A 16,815-nucleotide genomic window follows, 5' to 3' on the forward strand; every position below is an offset into this window, starting at 1 on the left:
GAATGGAATTTTTCGCATTGCAACAAAACGGCCACTTGGCAAGGTGATATTTTGCGACCGATCCTCAAATCGAACAAGCTAGACGATGTGTGCTACGAGATCCGTGGCCCCGCCATGGAAAAGGCGCGGCAGATGGAAGACGACGGGCAGAAGATTATCAAGCTGAACATCGGAAACCTGGCGGCGTTCGGTTTCGATCCGCCGGACGAGATCGTGCAGGACATGATCCGCAACATGCAGGGCGCGGCCGGCTATACCGATTCCAAAGGCATGTTCGCGCCGCGCAAGGCGATCATGCACTACACGCAGCAGAAGAACATCGCCGGCGTCAAGATCGACGACGTCTACCTCGGCAACGGGGCGTCGGAACTGATCGTGATGGCGATGCAGGGCCTGCTCAACAATGGCGACGAGGTGCTGGTGCCGGCACCGGACTACCCGCTGTGGACCGCGGCGGTGAGCCTGGCCGGCGGCAATCCGGTGCACTACATCTGCGACGAGCAGGCCGACTGGATGCCCGACGTCGACGACATGCGCCGCAAGATCACGACGAACACACGCGCGATCGTCGTCATCAATCCGAACAACCCGACCGGCGCGCTGTATTCGCGCGACGTGCTGCTCGAGATCATCGAGCTGGCGCGCCAGCACCAGCTGATCATCTACGCGGACGAGATCTACGACAAGGTACTGTACGACGGCCACCAGCACGTGTCGATCGCGTCGCTGGCCGACGACGTGATGTTCGTGACCCTGAACGGCCTGTCGAAGAACTACCGCTCGTGCGGCTACCGCGCCGGCTGGATGGTGCTCTCGGGCGAGAAGCGCCACGCCAAGGACTACATCGAGGGCCTGAACATGCTGGCCTCGATGCGCCTGTGCGCCAACGCGCCCGGGCAGCACGCGATCCAGACCGCGCTCGGTGGCTACCAGAGCATCGCCGACCTGGTCGGCCCCGGCGGGCGCCTGCTCAAGCAGCGCGACCTCGCGCACAAATTACTCACCGATATACCGGGCGTTACCTGCGTCAAGCCAAAAGCTGCGCTGTACATGTTCCCGCGCCTCGACCCGGCGGTCTACCCGATCGCGGACGACCAGCAATTCATCTGCGAACTGCTGGCCGAGGAAAAAGTCCTGCTGGTGCAAGGCACCGGCTTTAACTGGACCGCGCCGGACCACTTCCGGCTGGTCTTCCTCCCCAATTCCGACGACCTGGCCGACGCCTGCGGGCGCCTCGCGCGCTTTTTGGACGGCTACCGACGACGACATACGCGCGTCTAGAACTAGATAAGAACCACGACCATGAAACCCATCAAAGCAGGCCTGCTCGGCATCGGCACCGTCGGTGCGGGCACCTTCAACGTCCTTCAACGCAACCAGGATGACATCCGCCGCCGCGCCGGCCGGGGCATCGAGATCGCCATGGTCGCCGCCCGCAATGTCGAGCGCGCGGCGCGCATCGTCGGCGGCCAGTGCCGCGTGGTGGCCGATCCGTTCAAGGTGGTCGACGATCCCGAGATCGATATCGTCGTCGAGCTGATCGGCGGCTACGAGCTGCCGTACGAGCTGGTGATGCGTGCGATTGCCAACGGCAAGCATGTGGTCACGGCCAACAAGGCGCTGCTCGCGCTGCACGGCAACGAGATTTTTGCCGCGGCCCAGGAGAAGGGCGTCATGGTCGCGTTCGAGGCGGCGGTGGCCGGCGGCGTGCCGATCATCAAGGCGCTGCGCGAAGGGCTGACCGCCAACCGCATCGAGTCGGTGGCCGGCATCATCAACGGCACCACCAACTTCATTCTTTCCGAGATGCGCGAGAAGGGGCTGGACTTCGCCACCGTGCTCAAGCAGGCGCAGGAGCTGGGCTATGCCGAGGCCGACCCGACTTTCGACATCGAAGGCGTGGACGCGGCGCACAAGCTGACCATCATGTCGGCGATCGCGTTCGGTATCCCGGTCCAGTTCGACAAGGCCTACGTGGAAGGCATCAGCAAGCTGCAGGCGGTGGACATCCGCTACGCCGAGCAGCTCGGCTACCGCATCAAGCTGCTGGGCATCGCGCGCCGCGCGACGGTGGACGGCGTGGAGGGCATCGAGCTGCGCGTGCATCCGACCCTGATTCCGGCCGCGCGCCTGATCGCCAACGTGGAAGGCGCGATGAACGCGGTGCTGGTGCAGGCCGACGCCGTCGGCTCGACGCTTTACTACGGCAAGGGCGCGGGCGCGGAGCCGACCGCGTCGGCGGTGATCGCCGACCTGGTGGACGTGACGCGCCTGGCCACGGTCGACCCGTACTGCCGCGTGCCGCACCTGGCGTTCCAGCCGGGCGAGATGGTCGACCTGCCGATCCTGCCGATGGCCGAGATCACCAGCAGCTACTACCTGCGGGTGTACGTGAACGACCAGCTGGGTGTGATGGCCGACCTGACGCGCATCCTGGCCGACGCCGGCATTTCGATCGATGCGGTGCTGCAGAAGGAGCCGGGCGGCCAGGCGCGCACCGACATCATCATCATCACGCACCAGACCCGGGAAAAGAACGTGGATGCCGCGATCGCCAAGATCGAGCAGCTGGAGACTGTGGTGGGCACAGTCACCCGAATCCGCCTCGAAAGCCTCAGCTAAGCGGAAAGCCAAGCGGGCGCGCCGGCGGACAAGCCAGCCCGGCTGCGCCCGGTGCGGCTTGAGGGAATCAGTTCGGCGGGCGGCGCAAGGGCAGCGGGAACTCGTTCGAAAACTCGTCGACGCAGCCGCTCGGCGGCGCTTCGTCGTCGAGCGCGGCGGTGGACAAGGCGAGCAGGTCACGCTCGATCTGGTCGAACAGCGCCTCGGACGGGCTGCACAGGCTGGGGAAAAGCTTGGTCGTTTTCATAGGTGCATTCTACCTGCGCTGCGCCGCACAACGGACGTTGACGTGGCCGCTTTTTGCGTCGGCTCAACGGCGACCGTGCCGGCCGTATATGGTTTGGCGCAAACATTCTGTTGCGAAAAGTCGGATTTCGTGCATTCTCCCGCGCACGAAGTAGCGCCACGCGCGCCCGCCGGTAGCGTGGAAAGCGCCGACGAAAAAAGCTGAACGAAGAGTGTTCGTTCGGGGTGGACTAACGTCGAACATGATTCGTTTCGTTCAAAGGGAAACTGGCCATGGAAAATTTGTTCAGCCCAAACCGCCCCATGCAACGTTAATCAGCAGAAAATTTCATCCGGCGTTCCAGTGCGCTAGCATCATCCGCATGCTGCTGGGCTGGTGCGTTTTTGTGCGACGCACAAATGCCGTGCGGCCATTTATTCGGAACGCAGCGGGGCGCGCGGCTTGATCTTGCCACGCATGCTTTTTGTTCGAGATAAAGGTCCAACGAAAGCGCGGCAGCGACGTATCGCGCGCTGGCACCGGAAGGATTAGTATCGGCTACCGTACAAGTAGTTAGCTTATGGAAATACGGTTTGTCCACCGCCGTGTTGTAAGGTAGATTACAAGCCTTCCTGACTAGCGAGCATTTGCATGAGCCACCCGAACCAGTTCTCCCTGTTGGCCCAGCGCCGTTTCGGGCCATTCTTCTGGACGCAGTTCCTCGGCGCGTTCAACGACAACCTGTTCAAGACTGCACTGATCGTGGTCCTGACCTACGACACCACGCGCTGGACCACGGCGAGCCCGGCGCTCTTGAACAACCTGATCCCGGGCCTGTTCATCCTGCCGTTCGTGCTGCTGTCGGCCACCGCCGGGCAGGTCGCGGACAAGGTCGAGAAGGGTCGGCTGGCGCGCGCGGTCAAGCTGCTGGAAGTGGGCATCATGCTGGTGACCGGGCTGGGCTGGCTGACCCACACGCTGTGGCTGCTGGTGCTGGGCGTGGTGGGGATGGGCCTGCACTCGACGCTGTTCGGGCCGGTGAAATATGCCTACCTGCCGCAGCATCTGAAGTCGGAGGAACTGGTTGGCGGCAACGGAGTGATCGAGATGGGGACTTTTGTCGGCATCCTGCTGGGCGAAATCATCGGCGCGGTGCTGGTGGCGCAACCGTCTGGCGTCGTGCTGATCGCAAGTGGTACGCTGGCGGTCGCGGTGCTGGGGCTGGCGACGAGCTGGCGCATTCCAAGTTCGCCCGCGCCAGCTCCTGAGCTGAAAATCAGCGGCAACTTCCTGGCCGAGTCCTGGCGCAACCTGTCATACTCGCGCCAGAACCGCACCGTGTTCCTGTCGATGCTGGGCAATTCCTGGTTCTGGTTCTACGGCGCGCTGGTGCTGTCGCAGTTCCCCGTCTTTGCCAAGGACTACCTGCATGGCGACCACAGCGTGTTCGTGCTGCTGCTGACCGTGTTCTCACTCGGCATTGGCGCCGGCTCGCTGCTGTGCGAAAAGCTCTCGGGCCGCAAGGTCGAGATCGGGCTGGTGCCGTTCGGGTCGATCGGCCTGTCGCTGTTCGGCATCGACCTGTATTTCGCCAGCCTGGGCTACAGCAACAGCGCAACCGTCGGCGCCGCCGGCCTGCTGGCCCAGCCGGGCGTGCTGCGCATTTTGGCCGACCTGCTGTTGCTCGGGGTGTTCGGCGGCTTTTACATCGTGCCACTGTTCGCGCTGATCCAGACCCGCTGCGATCCCAAGCACGTGGCGCGCACGATTGCCGGCACCAATATATTGAACGCGCTGTTCATGGTGGCCGCGGCCGGCGTCGCGATCCTGATGATCAAGAATGGATTCACGATTCCCGAGATGTTCCTGGCGACCGCGCTGATGAACGCCGTCGTCGCGCTCTACATCTTCTCGCTGGTGCCCGAGTTCCTGATGCGCTTCCTGGCCTGGCTGCTGATACACACCATCCACCGGGTCAGGACGGTCGGTGTCGACAGTATCCCGGACAGCGGACCGGCGGTGCTGGTCTGCAACCACGTGAGCTACGTCGACGCGATCGTGATCGGCGCCGCCAGCCCGCGTCCGATCCGGTTCGTGATGGATCACCGCATCTTCAAAACGCCTTTCCTTGGCTGGATTTTCCGAACGGCCAAGGCAATTCCGATCGCCTCGGCGAAGGAAGACCCGTGGCTGATGGAAAAGGCGTTCGTCGACATCGCCCAGGCGCTGCACGAGGGCGACCTGGTCTGCATCTTCCCCGAGGGGAAACTGACCGGGAACGGCGAGATGAACGAGTTCCGCGGCGGCATCGCCAAAATCGTGGAGCGCAGCAAGGTGCCGGTGATCCCGATGGCCTTGCGCGGCCTGTGGGGCAGCCTGTTCACACGCGACAAGACCAACGTGTTCGAGCGCTCGTTCTCGCGCGGCCTGCGCTCGGAGCTGGCGCTGGAGGTCGGCGCGCCGGTGCCGCCGCAGTGTGCCACGCCCGAATACCTGTACGAGCAAGTGCTGGCGCTGCGGGGCGACTGGCGGTAGCGCGGCTCCCGATTCGCGGCGCGAATTTGATTTATCTCAAGTACGTTGGGGTCGCCTGTTAGAGAGTAGGTGTTGCGCGACCTGTCGTCGCGCGGCCCGCTGACCGTACTCGTCAGCGGAGCCTGAGCAGATCGGACTGCGAACGCGATGCTTGAACCCGACCATGTCGCGGCTTGGGAACATTTTCCACATGATGCGGACATCGGTATCCGCGGCAAGGGCGCGACCTGCCTGGCGTCATTCGAGCAGGCCGCCTTGGGGCTGACGGCCATCGTCACGCCGCTGCAAAAGGTGCGCGCGCCCGATGCCATTCAGATTGCCTGCCCGAGCAGCGGCGATTCCGAGTTCCTGTTCCTCGAACCGATCGATCTGGCGCGTCACGCGCCGGCTGCCTTGCCGCGCGGGCCCATACTTTCCGGCCTGAAGGTCGCGCAGCATGCCGACCGTTCATGGCGGGCGCAGTGCGTGGTACGTGTGTCGTAGCGAGGGGGTGAGCATGTATCGGAGAATTCTGCTACCGACCGATGGTTCGGCGCTGTCGAAGGAGGCTACGGCAGCGGGCGTTCACTTTGCCCGCGACCGCGGCGCGCAGATCGTGGCGGTGCACGTGATTCCGGAGCTGCTCGACGACCAGCTGGAAGCGTGGATGCACCACGACCCGCACCTGGTCGAACGGCGCCAGGCGCTGTTCGACAAGTTCGCGGACGACTACCTGGCCTTCGTGGCTGCCAAGGCGGCGGCGTTTCATGTGCCATGCGAGCTGCGCAAGGTGAGAGCGGGCGAAGCGGCGCCGGGTATCCTGAAGGCGGCGATTGACGCCAAGTGCGACCTGATCTTCATGGCATCACATGGCTGGCGCAACCGCGAGGCCGAAATGCTCGGCAGCGAAACGCTCAAGGTGCTTTACCTCAGCAAGTTGCCGGTGCTGGTCTACAAGCCGGGCTAGGCGCGGAGGACGCTCGTGAAACAGGACAAGGAAAAGGATAAGGACGGCGCGACCAACTACCTCAGGCCCGCGATGTGGTACTGGCTGATTGGCCTGCTCGCGTTCATGCTGTTCCAGGGCGTGGCCGGGATTTTCAATACGTCGACGATCGCGTACAGCGACTTCAAGCAACTGCTGTATGCCGGCAAGGTCAACGAGGTGACAATCTCGGACACGACCATTACCGGCACGCTGAAGAACAGCGGCCTGGAAAATGTCCTACCCAAGGACAAGGTCGAGAACTTGAGGTGCACGCCGGAACAGGGCTGCGCGTTCAGCACCGTGCGCGTGAGCGACCCCGACCTGGTGGCCGACCTGGAGGCGAACAAGGTGCGCTATGTTGGCCAGCCCAAGAACGATTGGCTGATGAACCTGCTGTCCTGGGCGTTTCCACTGATCCTGCTGTTCTGGTTGTGGAGCAGCGTCGCCAAACGCGGCGGCATGATGGGCGGCGGCCTGTTTGACATCGGCAAGAGCAAGGCGCGCGTCTACGTGCAAAGCAAGACCGGCGTGACCTTCTCGGACGTGGCCGGCATTGACGAGGCCAAGGAAGAGCTGATGGAAATCGTCGAATTCCTGAAAAGCCCGCAGCGCTACCGTCGCCTGGGCGGCAAGATTCCGAAGGGCGTGCTGATCGTGGGCGCGCCGGGCACCGGCAAGACGCTGCTGGCCAAGGCGCTGGCCGGCGAGGCCGGGGTGCCGTTCTACTCGATCAGCGGTTCTGAATTTGTCGAGATGTTCGTGGGCGTGGGCGCGGCGCGCGTGCGCGACCTGTTCACCCAGGCCGAGAAGAGCGCGCCGTGCATCATCTTCATTGACGAACTCGATGCGCTGGGCCGCGCGCGCGGGGTGGCCGGGGTGGTCGGTGGCTACAACGAACAGGAGCAGACCCTGAACCAGCTGCTGGTCGAGATGGACGGGTTCGACACGAACAAGGGCGTGATCATCCTCGGCGCCACCAACCGGCCCGAGATCCTCGACCCGGCGCTGCTGCGTCCCGGGCGCTTCGACCGCCAGATCGCGCTCGACCGGCCGGACCTGAAGGGGCGCGAGAAAATCCTCGAGGTGCATACCAAACAGGTGACGCTGGCGCACGACGTCGACCTGGGCCTGATCGCCGCGCGCACCGCGGGCCTGGTGGGCGCCGACCTGGCCAACCTGGTCAACGAGGCGGCGCTGCTGGCGGTGCGGCACGGCAAGGAAGCGGTGGACATGAGTGATTTCGACGAGGCGGCCGACCGCGTGATTGCCGGCATGGAGAAGAAGAACCGGGTGATGAACCCGACCGAAAAGCAGACCGTGGCCTACCACGAGGCAGGGCACGCGATCACCGCCGAATTCCGGCGCCACGCGGACCGGGTGGCCAAGATATCGATCATCCCGCGCGGGATTGCCGCGCTTGGCTACACGCAGCAGCTGCCCACCGAGGACCGCTACCTACTCAAACGCAGCGAGCTGCTCGACCGCCTCGACGTGTTCCTTGGAGGGCGCGTGGCGGAAGAGATCGTGTTCGGCGACCTGTCGACCGGGGCGCAGAACGACCTGCAACTGGCTACCGACATGGCGCGGCACATGGTGACCCAGTACGGCATGAGCCAGCGGCTGGGGTTGGCCACGTTCGAACAGGCCACGTCGCCGTCGCTGTATCCAACCGGACTGGCGGAGAAGCGTCCCTACAGCGAGCAGACCGCGCAGACCATCGATGCCGAGATCGGCAAGCTGCTGTCGGAGGCGCACGACCGGGTGCGCGAGACGCTGATGGAAAAGCGCGACCTGCTCGATGCGCTCGCGCGCACGTTGCTGGAAAGGGAAACGGTCGATCGCGCGACGCTGGACGCTCTGATCCGCGAGCGCGCCCCGGGGCCGATCAGGCGCGTGGGCAGCGCCTAGGCCAGCCCCGGCCAAGCGTTATTCGTTGTTGTTGGTTACTGGTTGTTGAAGTGGCACACGTAATGGACCGTCTCCTGCACCTCGATCTCGAAGCTGGACTTGGCCGGAACCTTGAACTGCTGGCCGCCGGAACAGTTTTTCCACTCGCCGTCACTGCCGATTCGGACGCGGCATTTGCCATCGACGATTTCCATCACTTCCGGCACGTCGGTCCCGAAATTGAGCGTGCCGGGCATGATGACGCCGACGGTCTTGCGGGTCTGGTCGGGGAAAGTGATGTTGTACGATATGCACTTGCCGTCAAAGTAGACATTCGCCTTTTTGTTGATCGATGCGTGGTCGAACTGGGTGCTCATCCGGGCCTCCTTTGTCGCAGGGTGTTGGTGCGGCGGCCTGCCACTGTTTTTGACCATCCCCGCCAAACCAAGTGCGGCCGGCGCAGGAGGGGCGAAGATGCAGTATATCCTTTTTAGCAATCCAGTTGCCGGACCGACTGCGGCCGTGGCTGACCTGACGCTGCCGCCGGAGGCTGAGCATGCATATCCATAACGCCGACGTCGCGGCCGTGTTCACCGAAATCGCGGACCTGCTCGAAATCGAGAACCAGAATCCGTTCCGCATCCGCGCCTATCGCAATGCCGCGCGCACTGTCGAAATGCTGGCGCCGAGCGTGCAGACGCTGGTCGAGGAAGGGCGGGACCTCTCCGAACTGCCCGGCATCGGTGCTGACTTGGCCGGACGTATCACCGAAATCGTGCACGGCGGCACCTGCGAGCTGCGCGAACAGTTGCGGCGCGAACTGCCGCCGGGGATAGGTTCGCTGCTGCGGGTGCCTGGGCTTGGTCCCAAGCGGGTCAAGCTGCTGTTCGACGAGCGCGGCATCCATACGCCCGAACAGTTGCTGCGCGCGGCGCAGGAAGGGCAACTGCAAACGATCAGGGGCCTGGGCGAAAAGGCCGAGCAGCGCATCCTGGAGGCGGTGCAGGCGCAGCTGTCGAAGGAGCGGCGTTTTAGCATTGCGGTGGCGGGGCAGGTGGTCGAGGCGCTGGTTGCTTACCTGCGGCAGCTTGCGCCGGTCGCACGGGTAGAACCGGCCGGCAGCTATCGCCGCATGAGGGAGACCGTAGGCGATCTCGACATCGTCGTAGCGTCCGCGGACGGTCCGGCGGTGACCGGCCATTTCATCCGCTACGACGCGGTGGCGCGTGTGCTGTCGCACGGGCCGACGCGCGCCAGCGTGGAGCTGCATAACGGGATGCAGGTCGATCTGCGCGTGGTGGAGGAAGCCAGCTTCGGCGCGGCGCTGAACTACTTCACGGGCTCCAAGGCGCACAACATCGAATTGCGCAAGCTGGCGCTAAAGCGAGGCCTGAAGCTGAACGAATACGGCATGTTCGCGGGCGAGCAGCCGCTCGCGGGCGAGACCGAGGAGGCGGTGTTTGCCGCACTTGGGCTGCCGTTCATTGCGCCCGAACTGCGCGAAAACCGTGGCGAGATCGAGGCCGCGCGCGACGGGCGCTTGCCGCATCTGGTGACCCTGCATGACCTGAAAGGCGACTTGCACGCCCACACGACGGCAAGCGACGGTCGCAGCAGCCTGCGCGACATGGCGCAGGAAGCGCGCAGCCACGGCATGACTTACCTCGGGATCACCGATCATTCGCAGCAGTTAACGGTCGCAAGCGGGTTGGATGCAGAGCGGCTGGCGCAGCAGATCGACGAGATCGACCAGCTCAACGCCGAGCTCGACGGCATTACCGTGTTGAAGGGAACTGAGGTCGACATTCGCCAGGATGGCACGCTGGACCTGCCGGACAGTATCTTGCAGCGGCTCGATTACGCGATTGCGTCCGTGCACACGAGGTTTGGGCTGGGCAGCGAAGCGCAGACCGCGCGCATCATGAGGGCGATGGATAACCGGTACGTGCGCATCCTGGGCCATCCGAGCGGCCGGCTGCTGTTCGAGCGCGAACCGTACCCGGTCGACATGGGACGGATCATCCGGCACGCGAAAGAGTGCGGCTGCGCGCTTGAACTCGATTCGCAGCCGGGGCGGCTTGACCTGAACGACATCTACTGCATGATGGCCAAGGACGAAGGCGTGTTGGTCAGCATCGACTCGGACGCGCACAGCGTGCTCGACTTCGACAACCTGCGCTGGGGCATTGGACAGGCGCGGCGTGGGTGGCTGGAAAAGAAGAATGTGCTCAACACGAAGACGCTGGCGCAGTTGAAGGCGCATTGGAAGCATTGATTCATGGTATGGGTCGCGCTTGCCGGACGGCGGGCTGGTCGTTGTATTGACGGGAGCGGAATGAAATGACTGTCGTATGACAAAAGCTCAAGAATTTTTTCTGTCTCTGGTATAATGCCGGACCAAGTCGGGGCGTAGCGCAGCCTGGTAGCGTACCTGCATGGGGTGCAGGTGGTCGGAGGTTCGAATCCTCTCGCCCCGACCAATAGAATCAATGAGTTAGGCCAGCCTCAGCGCTGGCCTTTTTCATATCCAGGCCATTTCGGTAAGAAAGTTGGTAAGAAAAGTTCTTGCTAGCGCCGCACTACCCAGGAGGCGAAATGAAGTCCTGTTGGGTGTCGTTGTGGCGGCCAAAATCTAAACATATCGATATCAGTCATCTTGTAGGCCGCCCATCTGGCGGTCGAACGACTGGCGGATCAGTCCTATTACGTATGGCAGTTCGTCTGGGCTGCTCAAACCCACTTCCACGTCACCATTGCCCCAGCGGCCAATGTTGGAGATGTCGCGGCACAAGCCTTTGGGGTCCTCGATGTCATCAATGCCGAGATTGAGGACCAGCAGGAGGCGCTTGGCCTGCGGCACCACATCAACAAAGTTCGTCTCTGCCTTGTAGGCCACGTAGAGCTTCAAGAACTCTTCACTGATGCATGGGTCTAGCGCCAAAATGGACTTACGCAGCGCCTCAAACAAATCGCGCATTGGGCCTGTTGACAGGTGTGTGTGGTCAGCCACGCTGTATTGCTGGCCGGATTTGGCTGCGGTTGGTCGGTAGGCATTCAGCACGTCCTCTGCCAGTTGCGGCGCGTCCCAAACTTTGGCGGCATCCCCAGCCAAACGGTCGGCGCGGCCTTTGATGGCAGCCTCATCCCACCTGCTGACTTTGCCGAGGCCAAGGTTGAGCTTCAGTGGGCTGTGTGCAAATCCAACGGGATTGCCGTCTTTGTCGGTGACTTGGTCGCGCTTGTAGGCGAAAGGATGATCGCTGTATTCGCTGTTGTAGCCGGTCAGCGTGAGGTTGCCCAAGGTGTGCAACCAGTCTTGCTGAACGCGCTGCCATTCCGCGCCAAGCTCGGTCTGCCATTCCTTGGACAGGGATTCGTTCTGCGGAAGGATGTGTTCAATGGTGTAATCCTCCACCACCACACGCTCTTTGCGGCCGTGGTTCTCAAGGCGGCGCAGCCAGTAGCTGCGGCTGCGGAAGTTGTAGAGGTCCCGTACCTTGATGTCGCGCTGGAATTCGTCGTTGCTTGGGAAGCGACGGTACGAGGGCAGCATCAGGAATGCCGCCTGCACGCTTTCAAAGTAGCGATCCTTCTTGAGTGTCCGGCTCAGGCCCGCAAACGTTTTGTTCAGGGAATTCGTTGGGATGGCGCAGATGGCGCGGCGGAACACGTAGCTCTCCACCAAGCGAACAATTCGCAGCACTTCATCGCTGGTCAAGCGGCCTTGTTTGTAGTCGTGATACACCTCCAGTAAGAACGGATACGCCACATCGACCTTCAATTCGCGCAGGTCATGAAAGGCTTGTCTGAGCCCCGCGTCCGTCTCTTTACCTAACGCCATGGAGCAGTAATAGGACGCATAAGCGTGAATGTCGGCCACTAGGTCGCGGGTATCGCCCTTGAGGCTGCGCGCAAAAATCTTGAACGCGACGTACACCTCGCGGACGTTTGGAATCTCACCCGTTTTGGTCGTTAGGTAGTGACGCATGAAGGCGTCGAAGTGCACTACATAGGCCCCCTGACCAAAGGCCTTTTCCATGGGCCGCCAGTAGGTTTTGTACAGCTCGGTTTGCAGCTTCGGTTCGAGCCCCATCAAGATGTAGTTGCGGATGAGGTCAGCCTGGCTGAGTTCGAGCCCGGTGGAGTTCATGCTTTCAAAGATCAATTGCGGATTGTCTTGGGCACGGTCCAGCGACACGTCCACGATCACCAGCTTGGCAAGGCCTTGGCAGATGGCTTCCACTTCGGCATGGTTGGCGGCGATCAGCTCTTGAAACAGCGCGTAGTTCTCAGTAATGCGGCTGCTGACCTCTGTGGGCATAGGCGTACCTTGCAGGAGGGCAAGCAATGTGTCCTTATCGGTCTCTGACAAGATGAGCTTGAAATAGCGCTCGCCTTCTTCGTCTGGATTCACCAGATAGTAGTTGCGCAACTTCTTGTTCGAGAAGGTTTCCAGCAGCTCTCCCAAGCCTTGGGTCTCAAAATGCTTGGCCAGCGCCGCAATGAGCAAGGTGCTGGTAGTCAGGCGTTGCTGCCCGTCGATGACCAGCAATGCTTCCTGACTGGTGACAGCGGACAGGCCGCGCTCTACGTAAACGATGGAGCCAATGAAGTGCGCATTAACTTTTTCGTCGCGGCCAGCGCGCATCAAGTCCGCCCATAGCTGACGGCACTGAGCGGCCGTCCACGAGTAGTTGCGCTGGTAGATCGGGATGACGAATTGCGGAGACTTGCGTAGGAACTTGAGCAGGTTGGCTTCGGTGGCTTTCACTTCGATCCCTTAAAGGCTTTGTGCGACCAGCTGGCGTTCGGCCAGCATCGCTTTGATTTCTAGATTGGCGGCAACTTGCCTGGCCACCTGCTTTTCTTTCGCCGCTGCGCTGCGAGCTTCGGCAATTCGGGCGTCCAGGTCTTTGCAGTTGCGCCACGCGGTGCGGCGCTCTACGGCTTGCGCACGGCTATCGTTAAGTTATTGCAATGGTTAAAAATCATAGTGCTGCAATGCACTTTTTGCAAACTTGATATTGGCGCTACACTGGAAGGACACCCCTGCTGGGTAACGGGGAAGAAAAGGAGTTCCAGGCGCGAGGGCGCGTTGCATGCTCTGGATCACGATTTTTGTTGTCCTTCAGCAGCATGTTCCGGTTCGACTGAGGTCAAGCAATGCGAGAGACGTTGCTTGTAGGACACTTATTGCTAGCCGGACTCCTGGCACTTGCCGTTCGACCACACAACCCCTGTGGTCGCATCCCCGGCGGAACGTAGCCAACAAAGCGAGAGGTGTGAACATGCTTCCCGTACTTCCTACACATAGGATCGTCGTCTTCGATAGCGCGCTACTTGGCATACGTGCTGACGAATATGCGACAGCGCTCGTTACCTGGCACGACGATTATCAGCCTGAACGATGCTGGGAATGGTTCTTCGAATACTTCGGCGAAGAACACTTCGAAGCAATTCTTTGCCCAATCGAAGGCTTCGCGGCGCCAATTGCATTTGGATTTCTGCATTAGGTCAGCTTCTTACGACACAAGCAATTTGCGGCACCGCATCACGCTGCGTTGTAAGTACATCAATAATTCTGGCTTCTCGTCCGAAGGTGGCTGAGCCTTAAGGGTGGCGCCGCCGCAGTGTAAGCAAGGGGAATCTGCATGTCGTCCAGCCTGCAAAACCTGCTTCGCTACTTCCAACATGAGCTCGTGATGAACGACGCCTTGCGGGATGACTTCACACGCCGGCATCCGTCGCTCGCAAGCTCTTTAGGCATGGCCGGGGCAGGTGCCGAGCAAGACCCGCACATACAGCAGTTACTCCAAGCGATCGCGTTGATGAACGCCCACACGGCAATGCGCATCGACGCCGGCCACGACTGGTTGACCGAAGCACTGCTGCACATGAATTATCCGCATTACCTACGCCCGTTCCCTTCCTGCACAATTGTTCAGTTTGATGCTGGAGACACTGAGCGAGGTGCTCACACCCTTGAGACGGTCACTAGCGTCCAACGCGGGACCTTGCTGCTCGGGCCGGTCAGCGAGAAAGTACGGTGTCAATTTCGCACGGTATACCCAGTAACCATCGCACCCATCAGGCTCTGTGCAGCTCTATTTGGGTCGGCGCTCAGCCGGCCGGCGGCTGGCCGCCTTCCGCCTGAAGTCACCCACCTCATCAGTCTCACCTTTGAAACAACTTCGAGTATGGCCGGGATCGGCGACTATGGACTGGAGCAGCTACGCCTGTTCATCGACGCGGAACCGTCGCTGTGCGCGCACCTGCGCGACGCCGTCTACCTCGGCGTCACATCCGCCTGGCTTGAATGTGGGGAGGCCGGTTCGTGGGTACGGCTGCGCCAGTTGCCGCTGCGCTCAGTCGGGTTCACGGACGATGAGGCCATCTTGCCGTTCCAGGCGCGCTCACATCACGCCTTTCGACTGCTCACCGAATATGGGTGTTTTCCCGAGAAGTTTAACTTTCTGGGCCTGGATCTCGCAGCGTGTGCCAATTCGATACCTGCCGGTTGTCACCGCGTCACCTTGCATCTCGGGGTGGCGGGAATGCGTCACGATTCCGATGCAGCACAAATCCTCGGCAAATTGACACAGCAGCACTTGCGCCTCTTCTGCACGCCGGCGGTGAATCTTTTCAACAAGGCTGGTTGCGCTATTGAACTCGACCACACAAAGACCGAGTACGTCTTACCGACGGATGCAGTGGAACCGCGGGCTTTCGATCTCTACAGTATCGACCGGGTTTCGGCTATCGAGGAGCGCGCTGACGGCAGAGGCGAAGCTCAGGAATTTTTCCCTTACTACTCCCTGAAGCACGGCATTGCCGGTGGACGGCGGGGGAACTACTACTATTTCCGCCGCAAAGACCTGCTGGCCGACCTCAGCCCCGGTTACGAGCACGCGATCTCACTGGTAGACCTCGACCTCAACCCGCTGCAAGTGAAGGCTGCAAAAGTATCGATCGATCTGACCTGCACCAATCGTGACCTCCCGACACGGATGCCATTCGGAGCGCGGAACGGGGACTTGAGCATGGCCGAGCCGCTCGGCGGCATTCCGATCCGTATCCTGCGCAGGCCAAGCAGAAGCTATCGCTTTTCACCCAAGGACCGCTGGCGGCTAATTTCCCACCTTTCATTGAACCACCACTCATTAATGCAGGGTGACGTGGCGCCTCTCGCCGAATTGCTGACGCTGTATAACCTGCCGCAGTCGCCAGTCAACGCGCGTCAGGTTGGCGGGATCGTTGCGCTGTCGGCGAAGCCTGCTCGAATCAGGTGGAGGGAAGACTTCGCTACCAGCTTCATTCGCGGTATTGAAATACGGCTGGCCGTGGATGAACAGGCTTATGCCGGGTGCGGCTTGCATGCATTTGTTCAGGTGCTTGACCACTTCTTTGGCCTGTACGTTCACCTGAACAGCTACGTTCAGTTGATCGTCGTTTGCCACCAAACCGGGAAGGAGATTCTGCGATGCTCACCGCGCAGCGGAAGCCTGCAGCTTCTCTGATTCGACGCCTGCTCGACCAGCCTTACCGGTTCGAGTTCGCTCAAGCCGTCCGTATCGTGCACGCGTGGCTTGCCAAGGTCTTGCCAAATGCACCGGCCGAAACAGGTCAATACCTTCGGTTTCGTAATCGGCCCTCTTTTGTGTTCCCGCCTAGTGAGATCGATGCGCTGGTCGTGGAGGTGGACACTTCGACGGAAACGAATCCTCATGATGTTGTCACCGCTGGCCAACTGCGCCGGATCAGCATCACACCATCATTCGGTGGACTGCTCGGCGTGTCGGGCGCGCTGCCGAATCACTATACCGAGAAGATTCTGGAAGCGCAGGAGCGTTCCGCCGTTGATGGTCAACTCGAATTCTTCGACCTTCTATCCCAGCGCGCGCACGCTTTGCATTACGAGGCATGGGAAAAGGGCCGCGTCTACGAAAGTGTCGATGCGCAGGGGGAGGACGAACTGCGGCAGATGCAGTGGGCACTCGCTGGCGTAGGGGCGCAACGCGGGCCACGACCATATGGAGCGCTGAGTGGCGATATCCCCGTATTTTACGCGGGCGTGCTACGGCATTACTCAACGTCGCCGCAAGTGTTGGAAGATGTGCTGACCGAATACTTCGGGGTGCCCTTCAAAGTCGTGCCATTTATCGGTGAATGGATCGACCTAGGGCCGTGGGACTCCGCGCAAATTGGCCGTGGGTTCTCGCTCAACGGGGGCTCTATTCTAGGCCCCAGGACATACAGCAAGGCGGAACGCGTACGCCTGCGCGTTGGGCCCTTATCCATCGATGAATTTGAACGCTTTCTCCCCCGATCAGAGGGTGCGAAGGCGATTGCGTTGATGGTGTCGATGTTTCGCGTACAGGAGCTGACCTTCGAGGTCCAACTCGTGCTTCGTGCCCGAGACGTTGTGCCCGCAGCTCTCTTACCCAAGAGTCGGCGGGGACTTGGACTGGGATACTCCGCGATCTTAACGACTCGCGTGCCCCAGGATCGTGACCATGACGGGCTTCGGTATGAGCTCTCAATCCATTACCTAGAGACGATAGATGGCAGAGTTTGACCC

General features: G+C 61.3%; 12 protein-coding genes, 1 tRNA gene and 1 pseudogene. 10 read left to right on the forward strand and 4 right to left on the reverse strand.

Translation table 11 applies throughout. The features are described 5' to 3' along the window. Positions 1-51: 51 nt before the first annotated feature. Together E4O92_RS06125 and E4O92_RS06130 are read left to right on the forward strand one after the other, a co-directional pair. Positions 52-1,281 carry a pyridoxal phosphate-dependent aminotransferase gene (locus tag E4O92_RS06125; RefSeq protein WP_135188871.1) on the forward strand — a complete coding sequence of 410 codons (1,230 nt, stop codon included), beginning with the start codon at positions 52-54 and terminating at the stop codon, positions 1,279-1,281. A 21-nt stretch (positions 1,282-1,302) separates the two neighbouring features. Beyond that, entirely contained in the window at positions 1,303-2,622 is a 1,320-nt protein-coding gene (locus E4O92_RS06130) for a homoserine dehydrogenase (RefSeq protein ID WP_135188872.1), read from the forward strand. 67 nt (positions 2,623-2,689) lie between these two features. Here the strand turns inward: E4O92_RS06130 and E4O92_RS06135 are convergent, their stop codons facing one another. After that, complete coding sequence (locus E4O92_RS06135) at positions 2,690-2,869, reverse strand: hypothetical protein (RefSeq protein WP_135188873.1); 180 nt, start codon at positions 2,867-2,869, stop codon at positions 2,690-2,692. 630 nt (positions 2,870-3,499) lie between these two features. Here E4O92_RS06135 and E4O92_RS06140 point away from each other — a divergent pair. From E4O92_RS06140 to ftsH, 4 genes are all read left to right on the forward strand, one after another. Then, positions 3,500-5,383, forward strand: coding sequence for an MFS transporter (locus E4O92_RS06140; RefSeq protein ID WP_135188874.1), 1,884 nt, complete (start codon positions 3,500-3,502; stop codon positions 5,381-5,383). Between the two features lie 147 nt (positions 5,384-5,530). After that, on the forward strand, positions 5,531-5,866 hold the full coding sequence (locus tag E4O92_RS06145; RefSeq protein WP_135188875.1) for an archease: 336 nt from the start codon (positions 5,531-5,533) through the stop codon (positions 5,864-5,866). A gap of 13 nt (positions 5,867-5,879) precedes the next feature. After that, positions 5,880-6,329: a universal stress protein gene (locus E4O92_RS06150; protein ID WP_167759707.1), complete on the forward strand. Its 450-nt coding sequence runs from the start codon at positions 5,880-5,882 to the stop codon at positions 6,327-6,329. A gap of 72 nt (positions 6,330-6,401) precedes the next feature. After that, positions 6,402-8,258, forward strand: coding sequence for an ATP-dependent zinc metalloprotease FtsH (gene ftsH, locus E4O92_RS06155; RefSeq protein WP_135188953.1), 1,857 nt, complete (start codon positions 6,402-6,404; stop codon positions 8,256-8,258). A gap of 35 nt (positions 8,259-8,293) precedes the next feature. Here ftsH and ppnP read toward each other — a convergent pair whose 3' ends face one another. Continuing rightward, complete coding sequence (ppnP, locus tag E4O92_RS06160; RefSeq protein WP_135188877.1) at positions 8,294-8,614, reverse strand: pyrimidine/purine nucleoside phosphorylase; 321 nt, start codon at positions 8,612-8,614, stop codon at positions 8,294-8,296. Positions 8,615-8,793: 179 nt separating this feature from the next. Between ppnP and polX the strand changes: the two genes are divergently transcribed. Then, complete coding sequence (gene polX / locus E4O92_RS06165) at positions 8,794-10,512, forward strand: DNA polymerase/3'-5' exonuclease PolX (RefSeq protein ID WP_135188878.1); 1,719 nt, start codon at positions 8,794-8,796, stop codon at positions 10,510-10,512. 128 nt (positions 10,513-10,640) lie between these two features. Continuing rightward, positions 10,641-10,717, forward strand: a tRNA-Pro gene (locus E4O92_RS06170). 167 nt (positions 10,718-10,884) lie between these two features. On the opposite strand, the gene E4O92_RS06175 is transcribed toward E4O92_RS06170, so the two are convergent. Together E4O92_RS06175 and E4O92_RS25440 are read right to left on the reverse strand one after the other, a co-directional pair. After that, positions 10,885-13,008 (reverse strand): GmrSD restriction endonuclease domain-containing protein, encoded by a 2,124-nt coding sequence (locus E4O92_RS06175; protein WP_135188879.1) that lies wholly within the window; start codon positions 13,006-13,008, stop codon positions 10,885-10,887. A gap of 9 nt (positions 13,009-13,017) precedes the next feature. After that, a pseudogene (locus E4O92_RS25440) lies at positions 13,018-13,185 on the reverse strand (DUF4391 domain-containing protein); the annotation flags it as partial. Positions 13,186-13,888: 703 nt separating this feature from the next. Here E4O92_RS25440 and tssF point away from each other — a divergent pair. Together tssF and tssG are read left to right on the forward strand one after the other, a co-directional pair. Beyond that, positions 13,889-15,754 carry a type VI secretion system baseplate subunit TssF gene (gene tssF, locus E4O92_RS06185; RefSeq protein ID WP_135188880.1) on the forward strand — a complete coding sequence of 622 codons (1,866 nt, stop codon included), beginning with the start codon at positions 13,889-13,891 and terminating at the stop codon, positions 15,752-15,754. Beyond that, positions 15,718-16,812 (forward strand): type VI secretion system baseplate subunit TssG, encoded by a 1,095-nt coding sequence (gene tssG, locus E4O92_RS06190; protein WP_135188881.1) that lies wholly within the window; start codon positions 15,718-15,720, stop codon positions 16,810-16,812. The genes tssF and tssG overlap by 37 nt, the downstream gene beginning before the upstream one ends. Positions 16,813-16,815: the final 3 nt, after the last annotated feature.

The organism is Massilia horti (assembly GCF_004614195.1).
GTDB lineage: Bacteria > Pseudomonadota > Gammaproteobacteria > Burkholderiales > Burkholderiaceae_D > Telluria > Telluria horti.

Excerpts from the sequence above, each read along its gene's own strand:
- E4O92_RS06130 (WP_135188872.1), top strand. The coding sequence starts at position 1,303 with ATGAAACCCATCAAAGCAGGCCTGCTCGGCATCGGCACCGTCGGTGCG.
- E4O92_RS06135 (WP_135188873.1), bottom strand. The coding sequence starts at position 2,869 with ATGAAAACGACCAAGCTTTTCCCCAGCCTGTGCAGCCCGTCCGAGGCG.
- E4O92_RS06140 (WP_135188874.1), top strand. The coding sequence starts at position 3,500 with ATGAGCCACCCGAACCAGTTCTCCCTGTTGGCCCAGCGCCGTTTCGGG.
- E4O92_RS06145 (WP_135188875.1), top strand. The coding sequence starts at position 5,531 with ATGCTTGAACCCGACCATGTCGCGGCTTGGGAACATTTTCCACATGAT.
- E4O92_RS06150 (WP_167759707.1), top strand. The coding sequence starts at position 5,880 with ATGTATCGGAGAATTCTGCTACCGACCGATGGTTCGGCGCTGTCGAAG.
- ftsH (WP_135188953.1), top strand. The coding sequence starts at position 6,402 with ATGTGGTACTGGCTGATTGGCCTGCTCGCGTTCATGCTGTTCCAGGGC.
- ppnP (WP_135188877.1), bottom strand. The coding sequence starts at position 8,614 with ATGAGCACCCAGTTCGACCACGCATCGATCAACAAAAAGGCGAATGTC.
- polX (WP_135188878.1), top strand. The coding sequence starts at position 8,794 with ATGCATATCCATAACGCCGACGTCGCGGCCGTGTTCACCGAAATCGCG.
- tssF (WP_135188880.1), top strand. The coding sequence starts at position 13,889 with ATGTCGTCCAGCCTGCAAAACCTGCTTCGCTACTTCCAACATGAGCTC.
- tssG (WP_135188881.1), top strand. The coding sequence starts at position 15,718 with ATGCTCACCGCGCAGCGGAAGCCTGCAGCTTCTCTGATTCGACGCCTG.